The organism is Blastococcus xanthinilyticus (assembly GCF_008124835.1).
In the GTDB taxonomy this organism is placed as follows: Bacteria; Actinomycetota; Actinomycetes; order Mycobacteriales; family Geodermatophilaceae; genus Blastococcus; species Blastococcus xanthinilyticus.
The window spans coordinates 212,944-227,936 of sequence record NZ_VNHW01000002.1 but is presented as its reverse complement, the minus strand read 5'-3'; the positions used below and the strand labels follow the sequence as shown (position 1 = coordinate 227,936).

Genomic DNA, 14,993 nt, shown 5'->3' with positions numbered 1-14,993 from the left:
CCGGCGGACGGGCTCCCCGTGGTCCCGCCCACATGCTCATACCGGGGGGCCGGAGGGGCCACTCGTCAGAGCAGCCGGTTGGTCGCCGCCCAGCGGGTGAGCTCGTTGCGGTTGGACAGCTGCAGCTTGCGCAGCACGTTCGACGCGTGCGACTCCACCGTCTTCACCGAGATGAACAGCCGGGAGCCGATCTCCCGGTAGGTGTAGCCGCGGGCCAGGAGCTGCATGACCTCGCGCTCGCGGGCGCTGAGCAGGTCCAGCCCGGGGTCGGTGGCCTGCTCCTCGGGCTGGGGGGCGGCCGCTCCCCCGGAGGCTCCCCCGGCGGCGAACGCGTCGAGCACGAAGCCGGCCAGCCGGGGGCTGAAGACGACGTCGCCGTCGGCCACCCGCCGGACGGCGTCGAGCAGGTCGGGGCCGGAGATGGTTTTGGTGACGTAGCCGCGGGCGCCGGCGCGGATGACGGCGATGACGTCCTCGGCGGCGTCCGACACCGACAGCGCCAGCCACCGCACGTCGGGCAGCTCACCGCGCAGCGCCTCGAGCACCGCCCGCCCGTCACCGCCGGGCAGGTGCACGTCGAGCAGGACGACGTCGGGCCGCGCCGCGCGAATCCCCTCGATGGCGGTGGGGACGTCGGCCGCCTCCCCGACGAAGGTGACCGCATCCCCCAGCTCCGCGCGCACCCCGGTGCGCACCATGGCGTGGTCGTCGACCACGAACACCCGCGGACTCATGCCGTGCTCCTCGGTTCGCTCCCGCGGGGCGCTCCGCTCCTCGCTCGTTCCTCGCTGCGATGCTCACGCCCCTGTCCGCTCACGGCGCCCCCCGCATCGCTCACGCGCTCGCGCCGCTGCCCGCCCACGGCCTTCATGGGCAGGCACAGCTCCACCTCGGTGCCCTCACCCGGCGTCGACCGGACGCCCGCGGTGCCCCCCAGCCGGACGAGCCGGCCGCGCACCGAGTCCCGCAGCCCGCGGCGGTCGTCGGGCACCGCGTCCAAATCGAACCCGTTCCCCCGGTCGCGGACGAAGACCGACACCTGCTCCGGGGTCACCTCGGTGTACAGGTCGGCGCTGCCCACGCCCGAGTGCTTCGCGGCGTTCACCAGCGCCTCGCGCGTGGCCGCCCCGAGGGCGGCGAGCGCGTCGTCGACCGGGGCGTCCCCGACGACGACCGGGTCGACGGTGAACGCGTGGTCGGCCTCCACCTCGGCGACCATGCCGGCCACCAGCCCCGCCCAGGTGCCGCCCTCGCGCACCGCGACCGGGTCGTAGAGCCAGGCCCGCAGTTCCCGCTCCTGACCGCGGGCGAGCCGGCTGACCGCCTGGGGCTCGTCGGCGTTGCGCTGGATGAGGGCCAGGGTCTGCAGCACCGAGTCGTGCAGGTGCGCCGCGACGGCGGCCCGCTCCTCGGAGCGGATCCGGGCCGCGCGCTCCTCGGCCCGGGAGTCCAGCAGCCGGCGCCACAGCGGCGCGGTCGCGAGCACCACCCCGGTGAGGATGAGCAGCGTGGCCGCGAAACCGTTGCGGGCGTTGGCCAGCTGCCCGGTGGTGGCCAGCAGCAGGAACAGCCCGGCGCCCACGACCAGGACGCCCCCGGCCAGGACCCAGCGCGCGGCGGGCACGGCGAGGGTGCGGTCGGTGTCCAGCTGGCGCCAGATGACGGTGAGCCCACCGGCCAGCAGGACCAGCGGCAGGACGACGTCGCTGCTGGTCCACTGCGTGAGCTGGCCGATCAGGCTGACGGCGATGCCGCCGAGCACGACCAGTGCGATCCACTGCACGGCACCGGTGGGCCGCCAGCCGCGGCTGACCGGCGCTTCTTCGCCCGGTGCGGCGACCGGCATGGTCATCCAGAGCAGGGCGTAGGCGATGATCCCCAGCCCGGTGGTGGCGAGCAGGACGACCGCCACCCGGACGACCAGCGGGTCCTGCCGCAGGTGCGCCGCCGTGCCGGCGGCCACCCCGGCGATGACCCGGCCCTCGCGCGGGCGCGCCAGCGGGGGCCGCGGCGTCGCTCCGGAGGTCGTGGTCACGGGATGATCGTCGCACCGGCGGGCCGCCGGCCGACACGGGGAATCACCCCGGAAGAGGAACCAGGGTCGGCTCCGGGGGTTCCCTGATGGTCACCGGGCCCGGCGGTCGGCAGGCTCCATGGCATGACGTCCCCCCTCCCCCCGACCACCCCCGCGGCCGAGCCGCCCGGGTGGCAGCCGCCACCGGCCCGCCCGCAGCTGCGGCGCAGCCGCACCGACAAGGTCATCGGCGGTGTCAACGGCGGCCTCGCCGAGTACACCGGCATCGACGCCCTCCTCTGGCGCGTCGGCTTCGTCGCCCTGACCATCGCCGCGGGCACCGGCCTGCTGGTGTACCTGCTGCTGTGGCTGCTCATGCCGGCCGGACCCGAGGGCGCCGCGCCGGCTCCCGGGCAGCCGGCGCCCGCCGCCCGGCGGCGCGAGCCCACCGGTCCGCGCTCCCCCATCCCCGGCCTGACGGTCGCCGGGCTGCTCATCGCGGTGGGCTTCCTCGCGCTGGTCAGCCGGCTCACCGGCTGGGACGTCGAAGCCACCGGCTACCTCGGCACCGCCGTCCTGGTGGTCGGCGCCGGGCTGGTCGCGGCGGCGTTCCTGCCGGGCCGCACCGCGCGCGGCGGCCTGGTCGCCCTGGGCGTCGTCCTGTCCCTGGCACTGGCGATCGCCTCGGCGACGCCGTCGGTCGACGGCGGCGTGGGCGACCGGACCTTCTCCCCGCGCACGGTCGCCGCCGTGCAGGAGGTCTACGAGGGCGGCGTCGGTGACCTCACCGTCGACCTCTCCGACGTGCCCATGGCGGACCTCACCGACGCGCTGGACGTCCGGATCGAGCACGGGATCGGCGACGTCGAGGTGATCCTGCCGCGCTCCGCCGACGCGCAGATCCAGGTGGACCAGGGCGTGGGCGAGACGGAGGTCTTCGGGGCGACCGGGTCCGGCTCCGACTTCCACCCGGGCAGCGGGTCGGCCGCGTGGACCGACGACGGTGAGCCCGAGTTCGAGCTCGAGATCAACAGCGGCATCGGAGACGTGGAGGTGTCCCGTGGCTGACTACAGCGAGTTCCCGACCACGCCGACGGCCTGGCAGGAGCAGCAGTGGCAGATGGTCGCGCCGCTGGAGACCGAGGACCTGCCCCGGCCGGAGCCGCGGCGGAAGGTCGACCTGGTGGCGCTGGTGCCCGGGCTGCTCTTCATCGCCCTGGCGCTGGCGACGATGACCGGCCTCGACCTCTCGCTGGGCCTGCTGGACGACGGCGGCGTGCTGTGGGTGGTGCTGATCGGCGCGGGCGTCGCCCTGCTGGTGAAGGAGCTGCGGAAGACACGTAACCGCGCCTGACCGATCACGAGGGACGGACGGCCGAGGGCCCGGGAGCAGCCGCTCCCGGGCCCTCGTCGCGTCACCCCACCACGGCGAGGGCGACGGTGCCCACGTAGACCAGCGGGATGGAGACCCCCTCGAAGCCGATCCACTTCCGGTCCCGCATGAGCAGCCCGGCGGCGAGCACCGCGGTCATGACGAGCGTGCCACCGACGAGGACCAGGCTGGTCGGGCCGGCGTCCCGGTAGATCGGCCCCTCCAGGTAGCTGACGTCGGCCACCGCGATCATCAGGATGTCGTAGACGTTCCCGCCCACGATGTTGCCGACGCCGAGGGTCAGCTGACCCATCCGCACCGCGGTCAGCAGCACGACCAGCTCGGGCAGCGAGCTGATCGCCGTGGTCAGGGTGAAGCCCACGACGCCGCTCTCCAGCCCGGTCTGCTGGATCACGCTCAGCCCGGCCCGGCCCACGACCCAGCCGGCGGCGCCGGTGACCAGCCCGAGCACCGCGAGCAGGCCCCACAACCGGGCGGTGGAGCGGTCGTCGCCGTCCCCGTCCCCGTCGCCGTCCCCGTCCCCGTCGCCGTTCCCGTTGCCGTCGCCGTCGCCGTCGCCGTCGCCGTCGCCGTTCCCGTTGCCGTTGCCGTTGCCGTCGTCGTCCGCCGTCTGGTCGGTGCGGACCGGCTGCCACATCGGCTGGCGCTGCATCCGCCGGAGCAGCGTCAGCCCGTAGGCGTAGAGCAACGGGATCAGCAGCGTCATGGGGTGGATCCAGCCGAGCCGGAGGTCCGGCGTGGCGTACGCGACCACCGGCACCGCGAGCATCGCGATGAGCAGCACCGACTGCAGCACGTTCTGCAGCGACGCCGCCGCGTGCTCCAGGTTGACCCGGCGGTAGAGCAGGTCGGCGATCGCCAGCCACACCGTCTGGAGCGCGATCCCCCCGACCGGGTTGGAGAGGGCGAACCCGGCGTCGCCCTCCAGGGCGCCGGTGAGCACGGTGACGTTCCCCGGCAGCGAGGTCACCGCCCCGAGCAGCAGCGCGCCGCCGATCGCGTCACCGAGACCGGTGCGCTCGGCGAGGGTGTCGGCGACCCTGGTCAGCCGGACCCCGGCCAGCACGATGACGACGGCCATCGCGACCAGCGCGAGCACGCTCGGCAGGAACGGCCATGCCGCGCTGGTCACTCGTTCTCCCGGGTCGTCGACGGCATGGCCGTCGTCGACCTCATCATGATCACCGGCATTCCGCGCGGCGAGCCCGGTGCCGCGCCGGTCACCCCGGAACGGTCAGTCGGACACGCGGGCGCAGAACCCGAGCACCCGCTCCCAGAGCAGCTCGGTGGCCGCCGGGTCGTGCTCCGCGGGCAGGCTCGGGTCGGTGAACAGGTGGCCGGTGCCCGGGTAGTCGTGGACCTCGATCTCGACGCCCGCGCGCCGGGCGTCCGCAACCACCGAGTCCACCCACTGCTGCTGCCGGAGCGGATCGCCCACGGTGTGGTGGAGCTGGGCGGGGACGCCGTCCGGCCAGCGCTCCACCCCCAGCACCGACAGCGGCAGCGCACCGGAGAACAGCAGCAGCCCGCCGCAGCGCCGCTGCGTCGCCACGTGCTCGGCCATGCCGGCGCCGTTGGAGAAGCCCGCGGCGAGGAAGCCGTCGGGCAGGTCGCGGACCCCCTCGACCGCGCGGGCCATGAGCGCGGGAAAGCCGACGCGCTCCACGTGCGCACCCGCCTCGCCGTAGTCGTCGAAGACCCGCCCGTCGTACTGGTCGACGACGAGCACCTCGTGCCCGGCCGCGCGCAGCCGGTCCGCGGCGTCGGTGATGCCCGGCCGCACGCCGAGCACGGAGTGGAAGATCGCGATGGAAGCCATGGGGTCACCGTGCCGGGCACCTGGTGACACCGTCCTGTCACCGTTGCTGCGACGATCTCCGGCATGAACCGGACCGACCGGATGCACGCCGTCTCGGAGGAGCTGCGCCGGGCCGGAGCGCGGGGGCGGACGGCCCAGCGGCTGGCCGACTGGCTGGAGGTCTCCCCCCGCACGATCAAGCGAGACGTGGCCGCGCTGCAGCAGGCGGGTCTGCCGATCTGGGCGACGGCCGGGCCCGGGGGTGGCTACGTGCTCGACGCCGCGGCGACCCTGCCGCCGGTCAACCTGACGCCCGGGCAGGCGGTGGCGCTGGCCGTCGCTCTCGCCGGTGCGACGGAGGCCCCGTTCGCCGCGGACGGGCGGGCCGCGCTGGAGAAGCTCCTCGACGTCATGGGGCCCGGCGCCCGGGCGACGGCCCGGGACCTCGGTGGCCGGGTCTGGGTGCGCGGCGGCGCACAGCGGCCGGGTCCGGCGTCCGTCGTCGAGGAAGCGCTGCTCCGGCAGCGCGTGGTCGCCCTCCGCTACCGGGACGACAGCGGGACCGTGTCCCGCCGGCGCGTGGAGCCGCACCTGCTGGCCCGCACCGGCGACCGCTGGTACCTGGTCGGCTGGTGCCGGCTGCGCGACGCCCCGCGGTGGTTCCGCTGGGACCGCATCGAGGCGGCGGACCTCACGACCGAGGCGGCCCCCGGGCGCCCTCCCGAGGCGTTCGGCACGCCGCCGGCCGACGCGCACGCGGTGGCCGTGCCCATGACGAGACGTGCGGGCGCTGCTGGCGTCCCAGGGCCCCCGGGAGTCAGCGAGGGCTGAGCGGCGACGGTGCCCTCATTCCCATTCGATGGTGCCCGGCGGCTTGCTCGTGACGTCGAGGGTGACCCGGTTGATCTCCTCGACCTCGTTGGTGATCCGGGTGGAGATCCTCGCCAGGACGTCGTACGGCAGCCGGGTCCAGTCGGCGGTCATGGCGTCCTCGCTGGACACCGGGCGCAGCACGACCGGGTGGCCGTAGGTGCGCCCGTCGCCCTGGACGCCGACCGAGCGGACGTCGGCCAGCAGCACGACCGGGCACTGCCAGATCTCGCGGTCGAGCTTCGCCGCGGTGAGCTCGGCCCGGACGATCGCGTCGGCCTTGCGGAGGACGTACAGCCGCTCCTGGGTCACCTCGCCGACGATGCGGATGCCGAGCCCCGGGCCCGGGAACGGCTGCCGCCAGACCATGGCCTCGGGTAGCCCGAGCTGCAGGCCGACCTCGCGGACCTCGTCCTTGAACAGGGTCCGCAGCGGCTCGACCAGGGTGAACTGCAGGTCCTCCGGCAGCCCGCCGACGTTGTGGTGGCTCTTGATGTTCGCCGTCCCGCTGCCGCCGCCGGACTCGACGACGTCGGGGTAGAGCGTGCCCTGCACGAGGAAGTCGACGGTGTCGCCGTGCTCCTTGGCATCGCCCACGACGTCGAGCGCGGCCTGCTCGAAGACGCGGATGAACTCGCGGCCGATGATCTTCCGCTTCTCCTCGGGGTCGGCGACCCCGGCCAGCGCACCGAGGAACTGGTCGCGGGCGTCGACCACCCGGAGGTCCACCCCGGTGACGGCGACGAAGTCCCGCTCGATCTGCTCGGTCTCGCCCTCGCGCATCAGCCCGTGGTCGACGTAGACGCAGGTGAGCCGGTCGCCGATCGCCCGCTGCACCAGCGCCGCGGCGACCGCGGAGTCCACGCCGCCGGACAGCGCGCACAGCGCGCGGCCCTCGCCGACCTGCTCGCGGATCCGCTCGACCTGCTCCTCGACGACGTTGGCCATCGTCCAGGTGGGCTCGAGCCCGGCGATGTCGAACAGGAAGTGCTCGAGCACCGTCTGCCCGTGCGCGGTGTGCCGCACCTCGGGGTGGAACTGGACGCCGGCCAGCCTGCGGTCCACGTCCTCGAAGGCGGCCACGGGGGCGCCGATGGAGGTGGCCGTGACGGTGAACCCGGGAGGTGCGGCGCTGACGGCGTCCCCGTGGCTCATCCAGACGTCCTGCTGGATCGGCAGGTCGCCGAACAGCCGACCCTCGGTGGTGACGGTCAGCGGGGTGCCGCCGTACTCCCGGTCACCGGTCCGGGCGACCGTGCCGCCGAGGGAGGCGGCCATTGCCTGGAAGCCGTAGCAGATGCCGAAGGCGGGGACCCCGGACTCGAACAGGGTCGGGTCGACCTTCGGGGCCTCCGGGGCGTACACGCTGGACGGGCCGCCGGACAGGACGATCGCGGCCGGCCGGCGGGCGACGATCTCCTCCGCGGGCACCTCGGAGGAGACGATCTCCGAGTACACCCCCGCCTCGCGGATGCGCCGGGCGATCAGCTGCGCGTACTGGGCACCGAAGTCGACGACGAGGACGGTCGGGAAGTCCACTCCTCAGCCCGCCCGGCCGTCGGTCGAGGGATCGCTGCTCACGGGGTGGTAGCCGCCGATGACCAGGTCGACCCGCTGGAACTCCTTGAGGTCCCGGTACCCGGTCTTGGCCATGGTGCGGGCCAGGGCGCCGAAGAGGTTGGTGCGCCCGTCGGCGGAGCGCGCCTCGCCGTGCAGGACGTCGGCCAGCGAGCCGGTCGGCTCCACGGCCGCCGAGGTGCCGCCGCGGGGCAGTCGCGGGTGCGCGGCCACCGAGTCCCACCACACCCCGCCGCCGGGCGCCTCCGCCGCCGCGCGCAGCGGCTCCCCCAGCTGCACGGCGTCGGCGCCGCAGGCCAGCGCCCGGGCGATCGCGCCGCTGGTCTCGATCCGGCCGTTGGCGATGACGTGCACGTACCGGCCGCCGGTCTCGTCGAGGTAGTCGCGGCGGGCCGCGGCGGCGTCGGCGATCGCGCTGGCCAGCGGGACCCGGATGCCCATGACCGAGTCCGTCGTCGAGTAGGTGTCCGCGCCCACGCCGACGATGACGCCGGCGGCGCCGGTGCGCATGAGGTGCAGCGCGGTGGTGTAGTTCGCCGCGCCGCCCACGATCACCGGGACGTCGAGGTCGGCGATGAACTCCTTGAGGTTGAGCGCGTCGCCCTGGGTGGTCACGTGCTCGGCGGAGACGATCGTGCCCTGGATGACCAGCAGGTCGACCCCGGCCGCCAGGGCCGCGGGGGCCAGCTGCTCGGTGTGCTGCGGGGAGATCCGGATCGCGGTGGTGACCCCGCCGCTGCTCATCTCCTTGATCCGCGCGGCGATCAGGTCGGTCTTCACCGGCTCGGCGTAGACCTCCTGCAGCACCGCCACCGGCGGGGCGCCGGCCGCGGCCGCCTCGGCGATCCGGCGGTACTGCGGTGCCGGGTCGTCGTAGCGGGTCCACAGCCCCTCGCCGTTGAGCACCCCCAGACCACCGGCCTGCCCGACGGCGATCGCCGTCGCCGGGCTGACGACGGCGTCGCTGGCGCTGGTGATCAGCGGGATGTCGAACCGGAAGGCGTCGATCTGCCAGGCGGTGGAGACGTCGTCGACGTCGCGGGTCCGGCGGGACGGGACGATCGAGATCTCGTCCAGGTCGTACCCCCGCCGCGCGAAGCGGTTGAGGCCGATCTCGACGGTGTCGCGTGCGCTCATCGGTGTCAGCGACCTCGGTAGTTGGGGGCTTCGACGGTCATCTGGATGTCGTGCGGGTGGCTCTCGACCAAGCCCGCCGAGGTGATGCGGGTGAGCTGGCCGCGCTCCTTGAGGTCGGAGATCGTCGCCGCACCGGCGTAGCCCATGGAGGCGCGCAGGCCGCCGACCAGCTGGTGGGCGACCCCGGACAGCGCCCCGCGGTAGGGCACCTGGCCCTCGATGCCCTCGGGGACGAGCTTGTCGTCGGAGAGCACGTCGTCGGCGAAGTACCGGTCGCGGCTGAACGACTGGTTGCCACGCTTCTGCATGGCGCCCAGCGAGCCCATCCCGCGGTAGGTCTTGTACTGCTTGCCGTTCATGAACACCAGCTCGCCCGGGGCCTCCTCGACCCCGGCGAACAGCCCGCCGATCATCACCGTGTCGGCGCCCGCGACCATGGCCTTGGCGATGTCACCGGAGTACTGCAGACCGCCGTCGGCGATGACCGGCACGCCGGCCGGGCCGGCCGCGAGCCAGGCCTCGTAGATGGCGCTGACCTGGGGCACGCCCACGCCCGCCACCACCCGCGTGGTGCAGATCGAGCCCGGGCCGACGCCGACCTTCACCGCGTCGACCCCGGCGTCCACGAGCGCCTGCGCGCCGTCGCGGGTGGCGACGTTGCCGCCGACCACCTCCACGCCCTGCTCCCCGCCGAAGTCCTTCTTGACGCGGGCGACCATCTCCAGCACCGCGCGCTGGTGGCCGTGCGCGGTGTCGACGACGAGCACGTCGACCCCGGCGTCGACCAGCAGCCCGGCCCGCTTGTAGGCGTCCTCGCCGACACCGAGCGCGGCGCCGACCACGAGCCGGCCGTCGGCGTCCTTGGTGGAGAGCGGGAACTGGTCGCGCTTGACGAAGTCCTTGACCGTGATCAGCCCGCGCAGCCGCCCGGCCGCGTCGACCAGCGGCAGCTTCTCGACCTTGTGCTTGGAGAGCAGCTGCAGGGCGGTGTCCGCGTCCACGCCCACGGGGGCGGTGATCAGCGGCATCGGCGTCATGACGTCGCGCACCAGCCGGTTCATGTCGGTCTCGAACCGCATGTCCCGGTTGGTGACGATGCCCAGCAGGACGCCCTCGGCGTCGACGACCGGGGCGCCGGAGATCCGGTACCGCGCCGAGAGCGCGTCGACCTCCGCGAGGGTGTTGTCCGGGGAGCAGGTGACCGGGTTGGTGACCATGCCGGCCTCCGACCGCTTCACCAGGTCGGCCTGGCCGGCCTGCTCCTCGGCGGAGAGGTTGCGGTGCAGCACCCCCATGCCACCGACCCGCGCCATGGCGATCGCCATGCGGGCCTCGGTCACGGTGTCCATCGCGCTGGACAGCAGCGGCACGGCCAGCGTGATCCGCCGGGTCACCCGGCTGCTCGTGTCGACCTCGGCCGGGACGACGTCGGACGCCCCCGGGACGAGCAGGACGTCGTCGTAGGTGAGCCCGAGGCGGGCGAACTTCGCCGGCAGCTCGGGCACGGAGTCGGGCTGCATGTGCGCGGCCACCCTTCGGGGCGAATCGGGTCGGACACCGGCCTGCGCGCACCTCGCGGACGCGCGGGACCAGCCCCGATCGTAGGCGGCGGTGCCGAGGGCTCGGTGTTCCGCCCGTCCGGCGGCTACCGTGGGCCCGTGTCTCCGTTCGACGACGCCTTCGGACCGGACTTCGGCTCGGCCGATTCCCCCGGCCCCCCACCGCTCACCATGGAGGAGCGGGCGGGGGTCCTCGACGACCTCGCCGAGCTCGAGGTCTTCCGCACGCTGCTCGAGCCCGCCGGCATCAAGGGCATCGTCGTCGACTGCCCCGACTGCGAGGAGGAGCACCACGTCGACTGGGCGCTGATGCAGGCCAACCTCCGGCAGCTGCTCGACGAGGGCCAGACCGGCCGGCACGAGCCGCCCTTCGAGCCCGACCCCGACGACTACGTCAGCTGGGACTACGCCAGCGGCTACGCCGACGGCGTCGCCGCCCTCGCGGAGCAGGACGAGCCCAGCGGCCGGCGCACCGGCCGGCACGCCCGCGACGACTGAGCTGTGCACATCGTCGTCCTCCGGACGACACCGCGGCCACGTGCCGTACCCCTCAGAGCCGAGCGCGTCCGTCGTGCCTGCGCGGACCCTCCGGGCCCACTCGGCCCGACCAGACCCCCGCAGCCACGCGCCGTACCCCTCAGAGCCGAGCGCGTCCGTCGTGCCTGCGCGGACCCTCCGGGCCCACTCGGCCCGACCAGACCCCCGCAGCCACGCGCCGTCCCCCAGGTGAGCTGAGCCCCACCGTCGTCCCTGCACGAACCCCTCCGGGGCCCACTCGGCCCGACCAGGCGGGCGGTGGGCCGCCCATATGCGCATGGTGGCGGTTATCCGGATCGGATAACCGCCACCATGCGCATCTCAGTGCCGAGTGCCAGCCTGGTCAGGCCGAGGGGGGCCCAAAGGCTCCCGCGCAGGCATGACGGACGCGCTCGCCGCCGCCGGGGAACGGCTCCTGGCCGCGGTGCGATCCGGAGGATCGCAATGTCACGGTGTCAGGTCATGATGCCGCGGCGGAAGCCGGTGGCCACCGCCTCGGCGCGGTCCTTGGCGCCCAGCTTGCGGAACAGCCGCCGGGCGTGGGTCTTGATGGTGTCCTCGGACAGGTAGAGCTCACGGCCGATCTGGGCGTTGCTCTTGCCCTGGCTCATGCCGGTGAGGACCTGCATCTCGCGCATCGACAGCGCGGGCGCCGGAGGGGCGTCGCGGACGGTCGAGCGCACCGTGGTGGGCGCCGAGCCGGCCAGCGGGGCGGCGCCGCTCCACGCGGGGGCCGGCGCGGCCGCCGCCTGCACCGGGATCCGGCCGTCGGCCCGCAGGCCCGCCCGGGACAGCCCGAGCCCCATCTCGATCGCCGTGGCGTCCCACCGCAGGTACCCGCGGGCGCCGAAGGCGACGGCGGCGCGCACGCTCTCCGCGTCGTCGGGGGCACCGAGCACCAGGACCGGCAGGCCCGGGTGGGCCCGCAGCGCCTGGGTGGCGGCCGTCAGGCCGGTGTCCACCGCCCGCTGGGTCCCGACGACGAGCACGTCGGGAGTGCGGGTCGCCAGGCGGGACAGCAGCGACTGGCCGTCCCCGATGACCTCCACCCGGCCGACGAAGGGCAGGGCGACCAACCGCGAGGCGACGTCGTCACGGACCCGTCGCCGCTCGTCGTACACCCACACGGTCGCGCCGTGCACGGGTGCACGCATCCTGTCGTCGATCACACCTGCTCCTCGCTGTTCCCGGCCGACGCCGGTCCCCCCACCGGCCGGGAGTGCCCGACCGGGTGCCGCTCGGGCGGGGAGCCCTGGTCGGGCTCCCCACCTCTGCGCAGGTCAGGCGGTGCATCCGGAGTTCTCCCCCTGCCGGACGACAGCGCGACCTGGAGCCACAGTGATCGACTGCGGAGCGGTCCGACAGACGCCCTCACCCCGGGGGGTGAGCGCCTCCGGGCGGGAGTGACCGAGTGCACAGCGGTAAAAAGTTGCGAATCGGCCGGGTTTGACCTTGGGACGGCGAGGGCACCGGCCCCTTGCAGCCGGACAGCCCCCTCCGGCTCGATCGAGTCCTGGAGGAGACATGGCCGACATCCGCAGACTCCCGACGCCCGTCGCCGAGGTCTGGGACTGGCAGCTCCACGGCGCCTGCCGTGGCGAGAACACGTCCCTCTTCTTCCACCCCGACGGCGAGCGCGGTCCGGCCCGGGCGCGGCGGCAGACCGCGGCCAAGGCCGTCTGCGCGCGTTGCCCGGTCGTCGAGGCGTGCCTGAAGCACGCGCTGGCGGTCCGTGAGCCGTACGGCGTCTGGGGCGGGATGAGCGAGGAGGAGCGGGCCCGGCTGATCGCCGCCGAGCCGGCTGCCGTCGCCGCTGGGGTCTGACCCCGAGCAACGCCGAGAGGGCCCGGTCCAGGATCTCCTGGACCGGGCCCTCTCGTCGTGCGCGGTGCGGCGTCCTGGCTCACCGTGCGGGGTCCTGGCTCACCGTCGACAGTGAGCCAGGACCCGTGATGATCAGGTCACCTGATCATCAGTGGCTGTGGCCGTGGCCGTGCGAGTGGCCGTGGGTGTGGTGCCCACCCCCGGCGTGCTCGTCGTCCTCCTCCGGCGCCTCGACGATGGCCGAGTCGGTGGTGAGCACCATCGCGGCGATCGAGACGGCGTTGCCGAGCGCGGCCTTGGTCACCTTGACCGGGTCGATGACGCCCTGCGCGGCGAGGTCACCGTACTCGCCGGTCGCGGCGTTGAAACCGTGGCCGGGGCCCAGGTCGCGCACCTTGCTGACCACGACGCGACCCTCGAAGCCGGCGTTCTCGGCGATCTGCACCGCCGGGGCGTCCAGCGCCGTGCGCACCGCGCGGGCACCGGTGAGCTCGTCGCCCTCCAGCGAGAGCGCGTCGACGGCCGCAGCGGCGTGCACCAGGGCGGCGCCGCCGCCGGGGATCACGCCCTCCTCCACCGCGGCGCGGGTGGCGGCGATGGCGTCCTCGATGCGGTGCTTGCGCTCCTTCAGCTCCACCTCGGTGGCGGCGCCGACCCGGATGACGCCGATGCCACCAGCGAGCTTCGCGAGGCGCTCCTGGAGCTTCTCGCGGTCCCAGTCGGAGTCGGTCGCCTCGATCTCGCGGCGGATCTGCGCGACGCGGTCGCCGATGCCCTCGGAGGTGCCGCCGCCGTCGACGATCGTGGTGGCGTCCTTGGTGACGGTGACCCGGCGGGCGGTGCCGAGCACCTCGGGGCCGACCTGGTCGAGCTTGAGGCCGACGTCCTCGCTGACCACCTGGCCGCCGGTGACCACGGCGAGGTCGGTCATGAAGGCGGTGCGCCGGTCACCGAAGAACGGCGACTTCACCGCGACGACCTTGATGGTCTTGCGGATGGAGTTCACGACGAGGGTGGACAGCGCCTCGCCCTCGACGTCCTCGGCGACGATCAGCAGCGGCCGGGCGCCGGTGGACAGCACCTTCTCCAGCAGCGGGAGCAGGTCGGCCAGCGCGCTGACCTTGCCGCTGACCAGCAGCACGAGGGCGTCGTCGAGGACGGCCTCCATCGCCTCCTGGTCGGTGACGAAGTACGGCGAGAGGTAGCCCTTGTCGAACTGGACCCCCTCGGTGACGTCGAGGTCGGTGCTGAGGGTGTTGCTCTCCTCGACGGTGATGACGCCGTCCTTGCCGACGCGCTCCATCGCCTCGCCGATCAGCTGACCGACCTCCGCGTCCTGCGCGGAGATCGTGGCGACCTCGGCGATGGCCTCCTGCTTCTCCACCGGGATGGCGGCCGCGTCCAGCGCCGCGTGCACGGCGTCGACGGCGGCCCGCATGCCGCGGCCCAGGGCCATCGGGTTGGCCCCGGCGGCGACGTTGCGCATGCCCTCGTGCACGAGGGCCTGGGCGAGCACCGTGGCGGTGGTGGTGCCGTCACCGGCGACGTCGTTGGTCTTGGTGGCGACGCTCTTCGCCAGCTGGGCGCCGAGGTTCTCGTACGGGTCCTGGAGGTCGACCTCGCGGGCGATGGTGACACCGTCGTTGGTGATCGTCGGCGCACCGAACTTCTTGTCGAGGACGACGTTGCGGCCACGCGGGCCGATCGTCACCTTGACCGCGTCGGCGAGCTTGTCGACGCCGCGCTCGAGGGCCCGGCGGGCGTCCTCGTTGAACTTGATGATCTTGGCCATGGGCTCTTCCGATCAGTCAGTGCAGGGCAAAAGGCGACCGCCCCGGAACCCGAGTTCGGGTCGCCCGGGGCGGTCGGTGGAGCTGCGTGGAGCTAGTGGCCCAGCAGGGTCACTTGCTCACGACGGCGAGCAGGTCGCGGGCGGAGAGCACGAGGTACTCCTCGCCGGCGTACTTGACCTCGGTGCCGCCGTACTTCGAGTAGATGACCACGTCGCCGACGTTGACGTCGAGCGGGACGCGGTTGCCGTTGTCGTCGATGCGGCCGGGGCCGACGGCGACGACGGTGCCCTCCTGGGGCTTCTCCTTGGCGGTGTCCGGGATGACCAGACCGGATGCGGTGGTGGTCTCGGCCTCGTTGGCCTGGACCACGACGCGGTCCTCCAGCGGCTTGATGCTGACCTTGGTAGCGGTCGTCACGTCGTGACGCCCCCTTCGGTGTCGGACGGGCTGTGGCAGGAACGTGCTGGTGGTGCTGATGCTGTGGCACGGG

The 14,993-nt window shown here is 73.8% G+C and carries 15 protein-coding genes; 5 read left to right on the top strand and 10 right to left on the bottom strand.

The features are described from left to right. Positions 1 to 65: 65 nt before the first annotated feature. Both BD833_RS04015 and BD833_RS04010 read right to left on the bottom strand, forming a co-directional pair. Positions 66 to 734: a response regulator gene (locus BD833_RS04015; protein WP_166531834.1), complete on the bottom strand. Its 669-nt coding sequence runs from the start codon at positions 732 to 734 to the stop codon at positions 66 to 68. Next, positions 731 to 2,035: an ATP-binding protein gene (locus BD833_RS04010; RefSeq protein ID WP_166531833.1), complete on the bottom strand. Its 1,305-nt coding sequence runs from the start codon at positions 2,033 to 2,035 to the stop codon at positions 731 to 733. Before BD833_RS04010 ends, BD833_RS04015 begins: the two co-directional genes overlap by 4 nt. Before the next feature lie 123 nt (positions 2,036 to 2,158). Here BD833_RS04010 and BD833_RS04005 point away from each other — a divergent pair, with 123 nt between their 5' ends. Both BD833_RS04005 and BD833_RS04000 read left to right on the top strand, forming a co-directional pair. Beyond that, a complete protein-coding gene (locus BD833_RS04005) occupies positions 2,159 to 3,082 on the top strand; it encodes a PspC domain-containing protein (protein ID WP_166531832.1) in 924 nt (307 codons plus the stop codon). Beyond that, positions 3,075 to 3,368, top strand: a complete 294-nt coding sequence (locus BD833_RS04000) for a hypothetical protein (RefSeq protein WP_166531831.1) — start codon at positions 3,075 to 3,077, stop codon at positions 3,366 to 3,368. Before BD833_RS04005 ends, BD833_RS04000 begins: the two co-directional genes overlap by 8 nt. 61 nt (positions 3,369 to 3,429) lie before the next feature. Here BD833_RS04000 and BD833_RS03995 read toward each other — a convergent pair whose 3' ends face one another. Next, positions 3,430 to 4,539 (bottom strand): sodium:calcium antiporter, encoded by a 1,110-nt coding sequence (locus BD833_RS03995; RefSeq protein WP_243737431.1) that lies wholly within the window; start codon positions 4,537 to 4,539, stop codon positions 3,430 to 3,432. 102 nt (positions 4,540 to 4,641) lie between these two features. Beyond that, positions 4,642 to 5,226, bottom strand: coding sequence for a dienelactone hydrolase family protein (locus BD833_RS03990; RefSeq protein ID WP_166531830.1), 585 nt, complete (start codon positions 5,224 to 5,226; stop codon positions 4,642 to 4,644). A gap of 63 nt (positions 5,227 to 5,289) precedes the next feature. Between BD833_RS03990 and BD833_RS03985 the strand changes: the two genes are divergently transcribed. Then, positions 5,290 to 6,036, top strand: a complete 747-nt coding sequence (locus tag BD833_RS03985) for a helix-turn-helix transcriptional regulator (protein WP_166531829.1) — start codon at positions 5,290 to 5,292, stop codon at positions 6,034 to 6,036. Positions 6,037 to 6,051: 15 nt separating this feature from the next. Here BD833_RS03985 and guaA read toward each other — a convergent pair whose 3' ends face one another. The 3 genes from guaA to guaB are packed head-to-tail and all read right to left on the bottom strand — an operon-like array spanning position 6,052 to position 10,310. Continuing rightward, positions 6,052 to 7,614, bottom strand: a complete 1,563-nt coding sequence (gene guaA / locus BD833_RS03980; protein WP_166531828.1) for a glutamine-hydrolyzing GMP synthase — start codon at positions 7,612 to 7,614, stop codon at positions 6,052 to 6,054. A gap of 3 nt (positions 7,615 to 7,617) precedes the next feature. Beyond that, complete coding sequence (locus tag BD833_RS03975) at positions 7,618 to 8,790, bottom strand: GuaB3 family IMP dehydrogenase-related protein (protein WP_166531827.1); 1,173 nt, start codon at positions 8,788 to 8,790, stop codon at positions 7,618 to 7,620. 5 nt (positions 8,791 to 8,795) lie between these two features. Continuing rightward, entirely contained in the window at positions 8,796 to 10,310 is a 1,515-nt protein-coding gene (guaB, locus tag BD833_RS03970) for an IMP dehydrogenase (protein ID WP_166531826.1), read from the bottom strand. Between the two features lie 138 nt (positions 10,311 to 10,448). On the opposite strand from guaB, the gene BD833_RS03965 reads away from it, so the two are divergent. Then, positions 10,449 to 10,847, top strand: coding sequence for a DUF5319 family protein (locus tag BD833_RS03965; RefSeq protein WP_166531825.1), 399 nt, complete (start codon positions 10,449 to 10,451; stop codon positions 10,845 to 10,847). A gap of 494 nt (positions 10,848 to 11,341) precedes the next feature. Here BD833_RS03965 and BD833_RS03960 read toward each other — a convergent pair whose 3' ends face one another. Further along, positions 11,342 to 12,055, bottom strand: a complete 714-nt coding sequence (locus BD833_RS03960) for a response regulator transcription factor (protein WP_243737430.1) — start codon at positions 12,053 to 12,055, stop codon at positions 11,342 to 11,344. Positions 12,056 to 12,410: 355 nt separating this feature from the next. On the opposite strand from BD833_RS03960, the gene BD833_RS03955 reads away from it, so the two are divergent. Then, positions 12,411 to 12,710 (top strand): WhiB family transcriptional regulator, encoded by a 300-nt coding sequence (locus BD833_RS03955; protein WP_104527703.1) that lies wholly within the window; start codon positions 12,411 to 12,413, stop codon positions 12,708 to 12,710. 148 nt (positions 12,711 to 12,858) lie between these two features. Here the strand turns inward: BD833_RS03955 and groL are convergent, their stop codons facing one another. Further along, positions 12,859 to 14,502, bottom strand: a complete 1,644-nt coding sequence (groL, locus tag BD833_RS03950; protein WP_166531824.1) for a chaperonin GroEL — start codon at positions 14,500 to 14,502, stop codon at positions 12,859 to 12,861. 109 nt (positions 14,503 to 14,611) lie between these two features. Next, positions 14,612 to 14,920: a co-chaperone GroES gene (groES, locus tag BD833_RS03945; protein WP_166531823.1), complete on the bottom strand. Its 309-nt coding sequence runs from the start codon at positions 14,918 to 14,920 to the stop codon at positions 14,612 to 14,614. Positions 14,921 to 14,993: the final 73 nt, after the last annotated feature.

Bases quoted from the DNA above. Each gene is read 5' to 3' on its own strand.
- BD833_RS04015 (WP_166531834.1), bottom strand. From the start codon at position 734: ATGAGTCCGCGGGTGTTCGTGGTCGACGACCACGCCATGGTGCGCACC.
- BD833_RS04005 (WP_166531832.1), top strand. From the start codon at position 2,159: ATGACGTCCCCCCTCCCCCCGACCACCCCCGCGGCCGAGCCGCCCGGG.
- BD833_RS03990 (WP_166531830.1), bottom strand. From the start codon at position 5,226: ATGGCTTCCATCGCGATCTTCCACTCCGTGCTCGGCGTGCGGCCGGGC.
- BD833_RS03985 (WP_166531829.1), top strand. From the start codon at position 5,290: ATGAACCGGACCGACCGGATGCACGCCGTCTCGGAGGAGCTGCGCCGG.
- BD833_RS03975 (WP_166531827.1), bottom strand. From the start codon at position 8,790: ATGAGCGCACGCGACACCGTCGAGATCGGCCTCAACCGCTTCGCGCGG.
- guaB (WP_166531826.1), bottom strand. From the start codon at position 10,310: ATGCAGCCCGACTCCGTGCCCGAGCTGCCGGCGAAGTTCGCCCGCCTC.
- BD833_RS03955 (WP_104527703.1), top strand. From the start codon at position 12,411: ATGGCCGACATCCGCAGACTCCCGACGCCCGTCGCCGAGGTCTGGGAC.
- groL (WP_166531824.1), bottom strand. From the start codon at position 14,502: ATGGCCAAGATCATCAAGTTCAACGAGGACGCCCGCCGGGCCCTCGAG.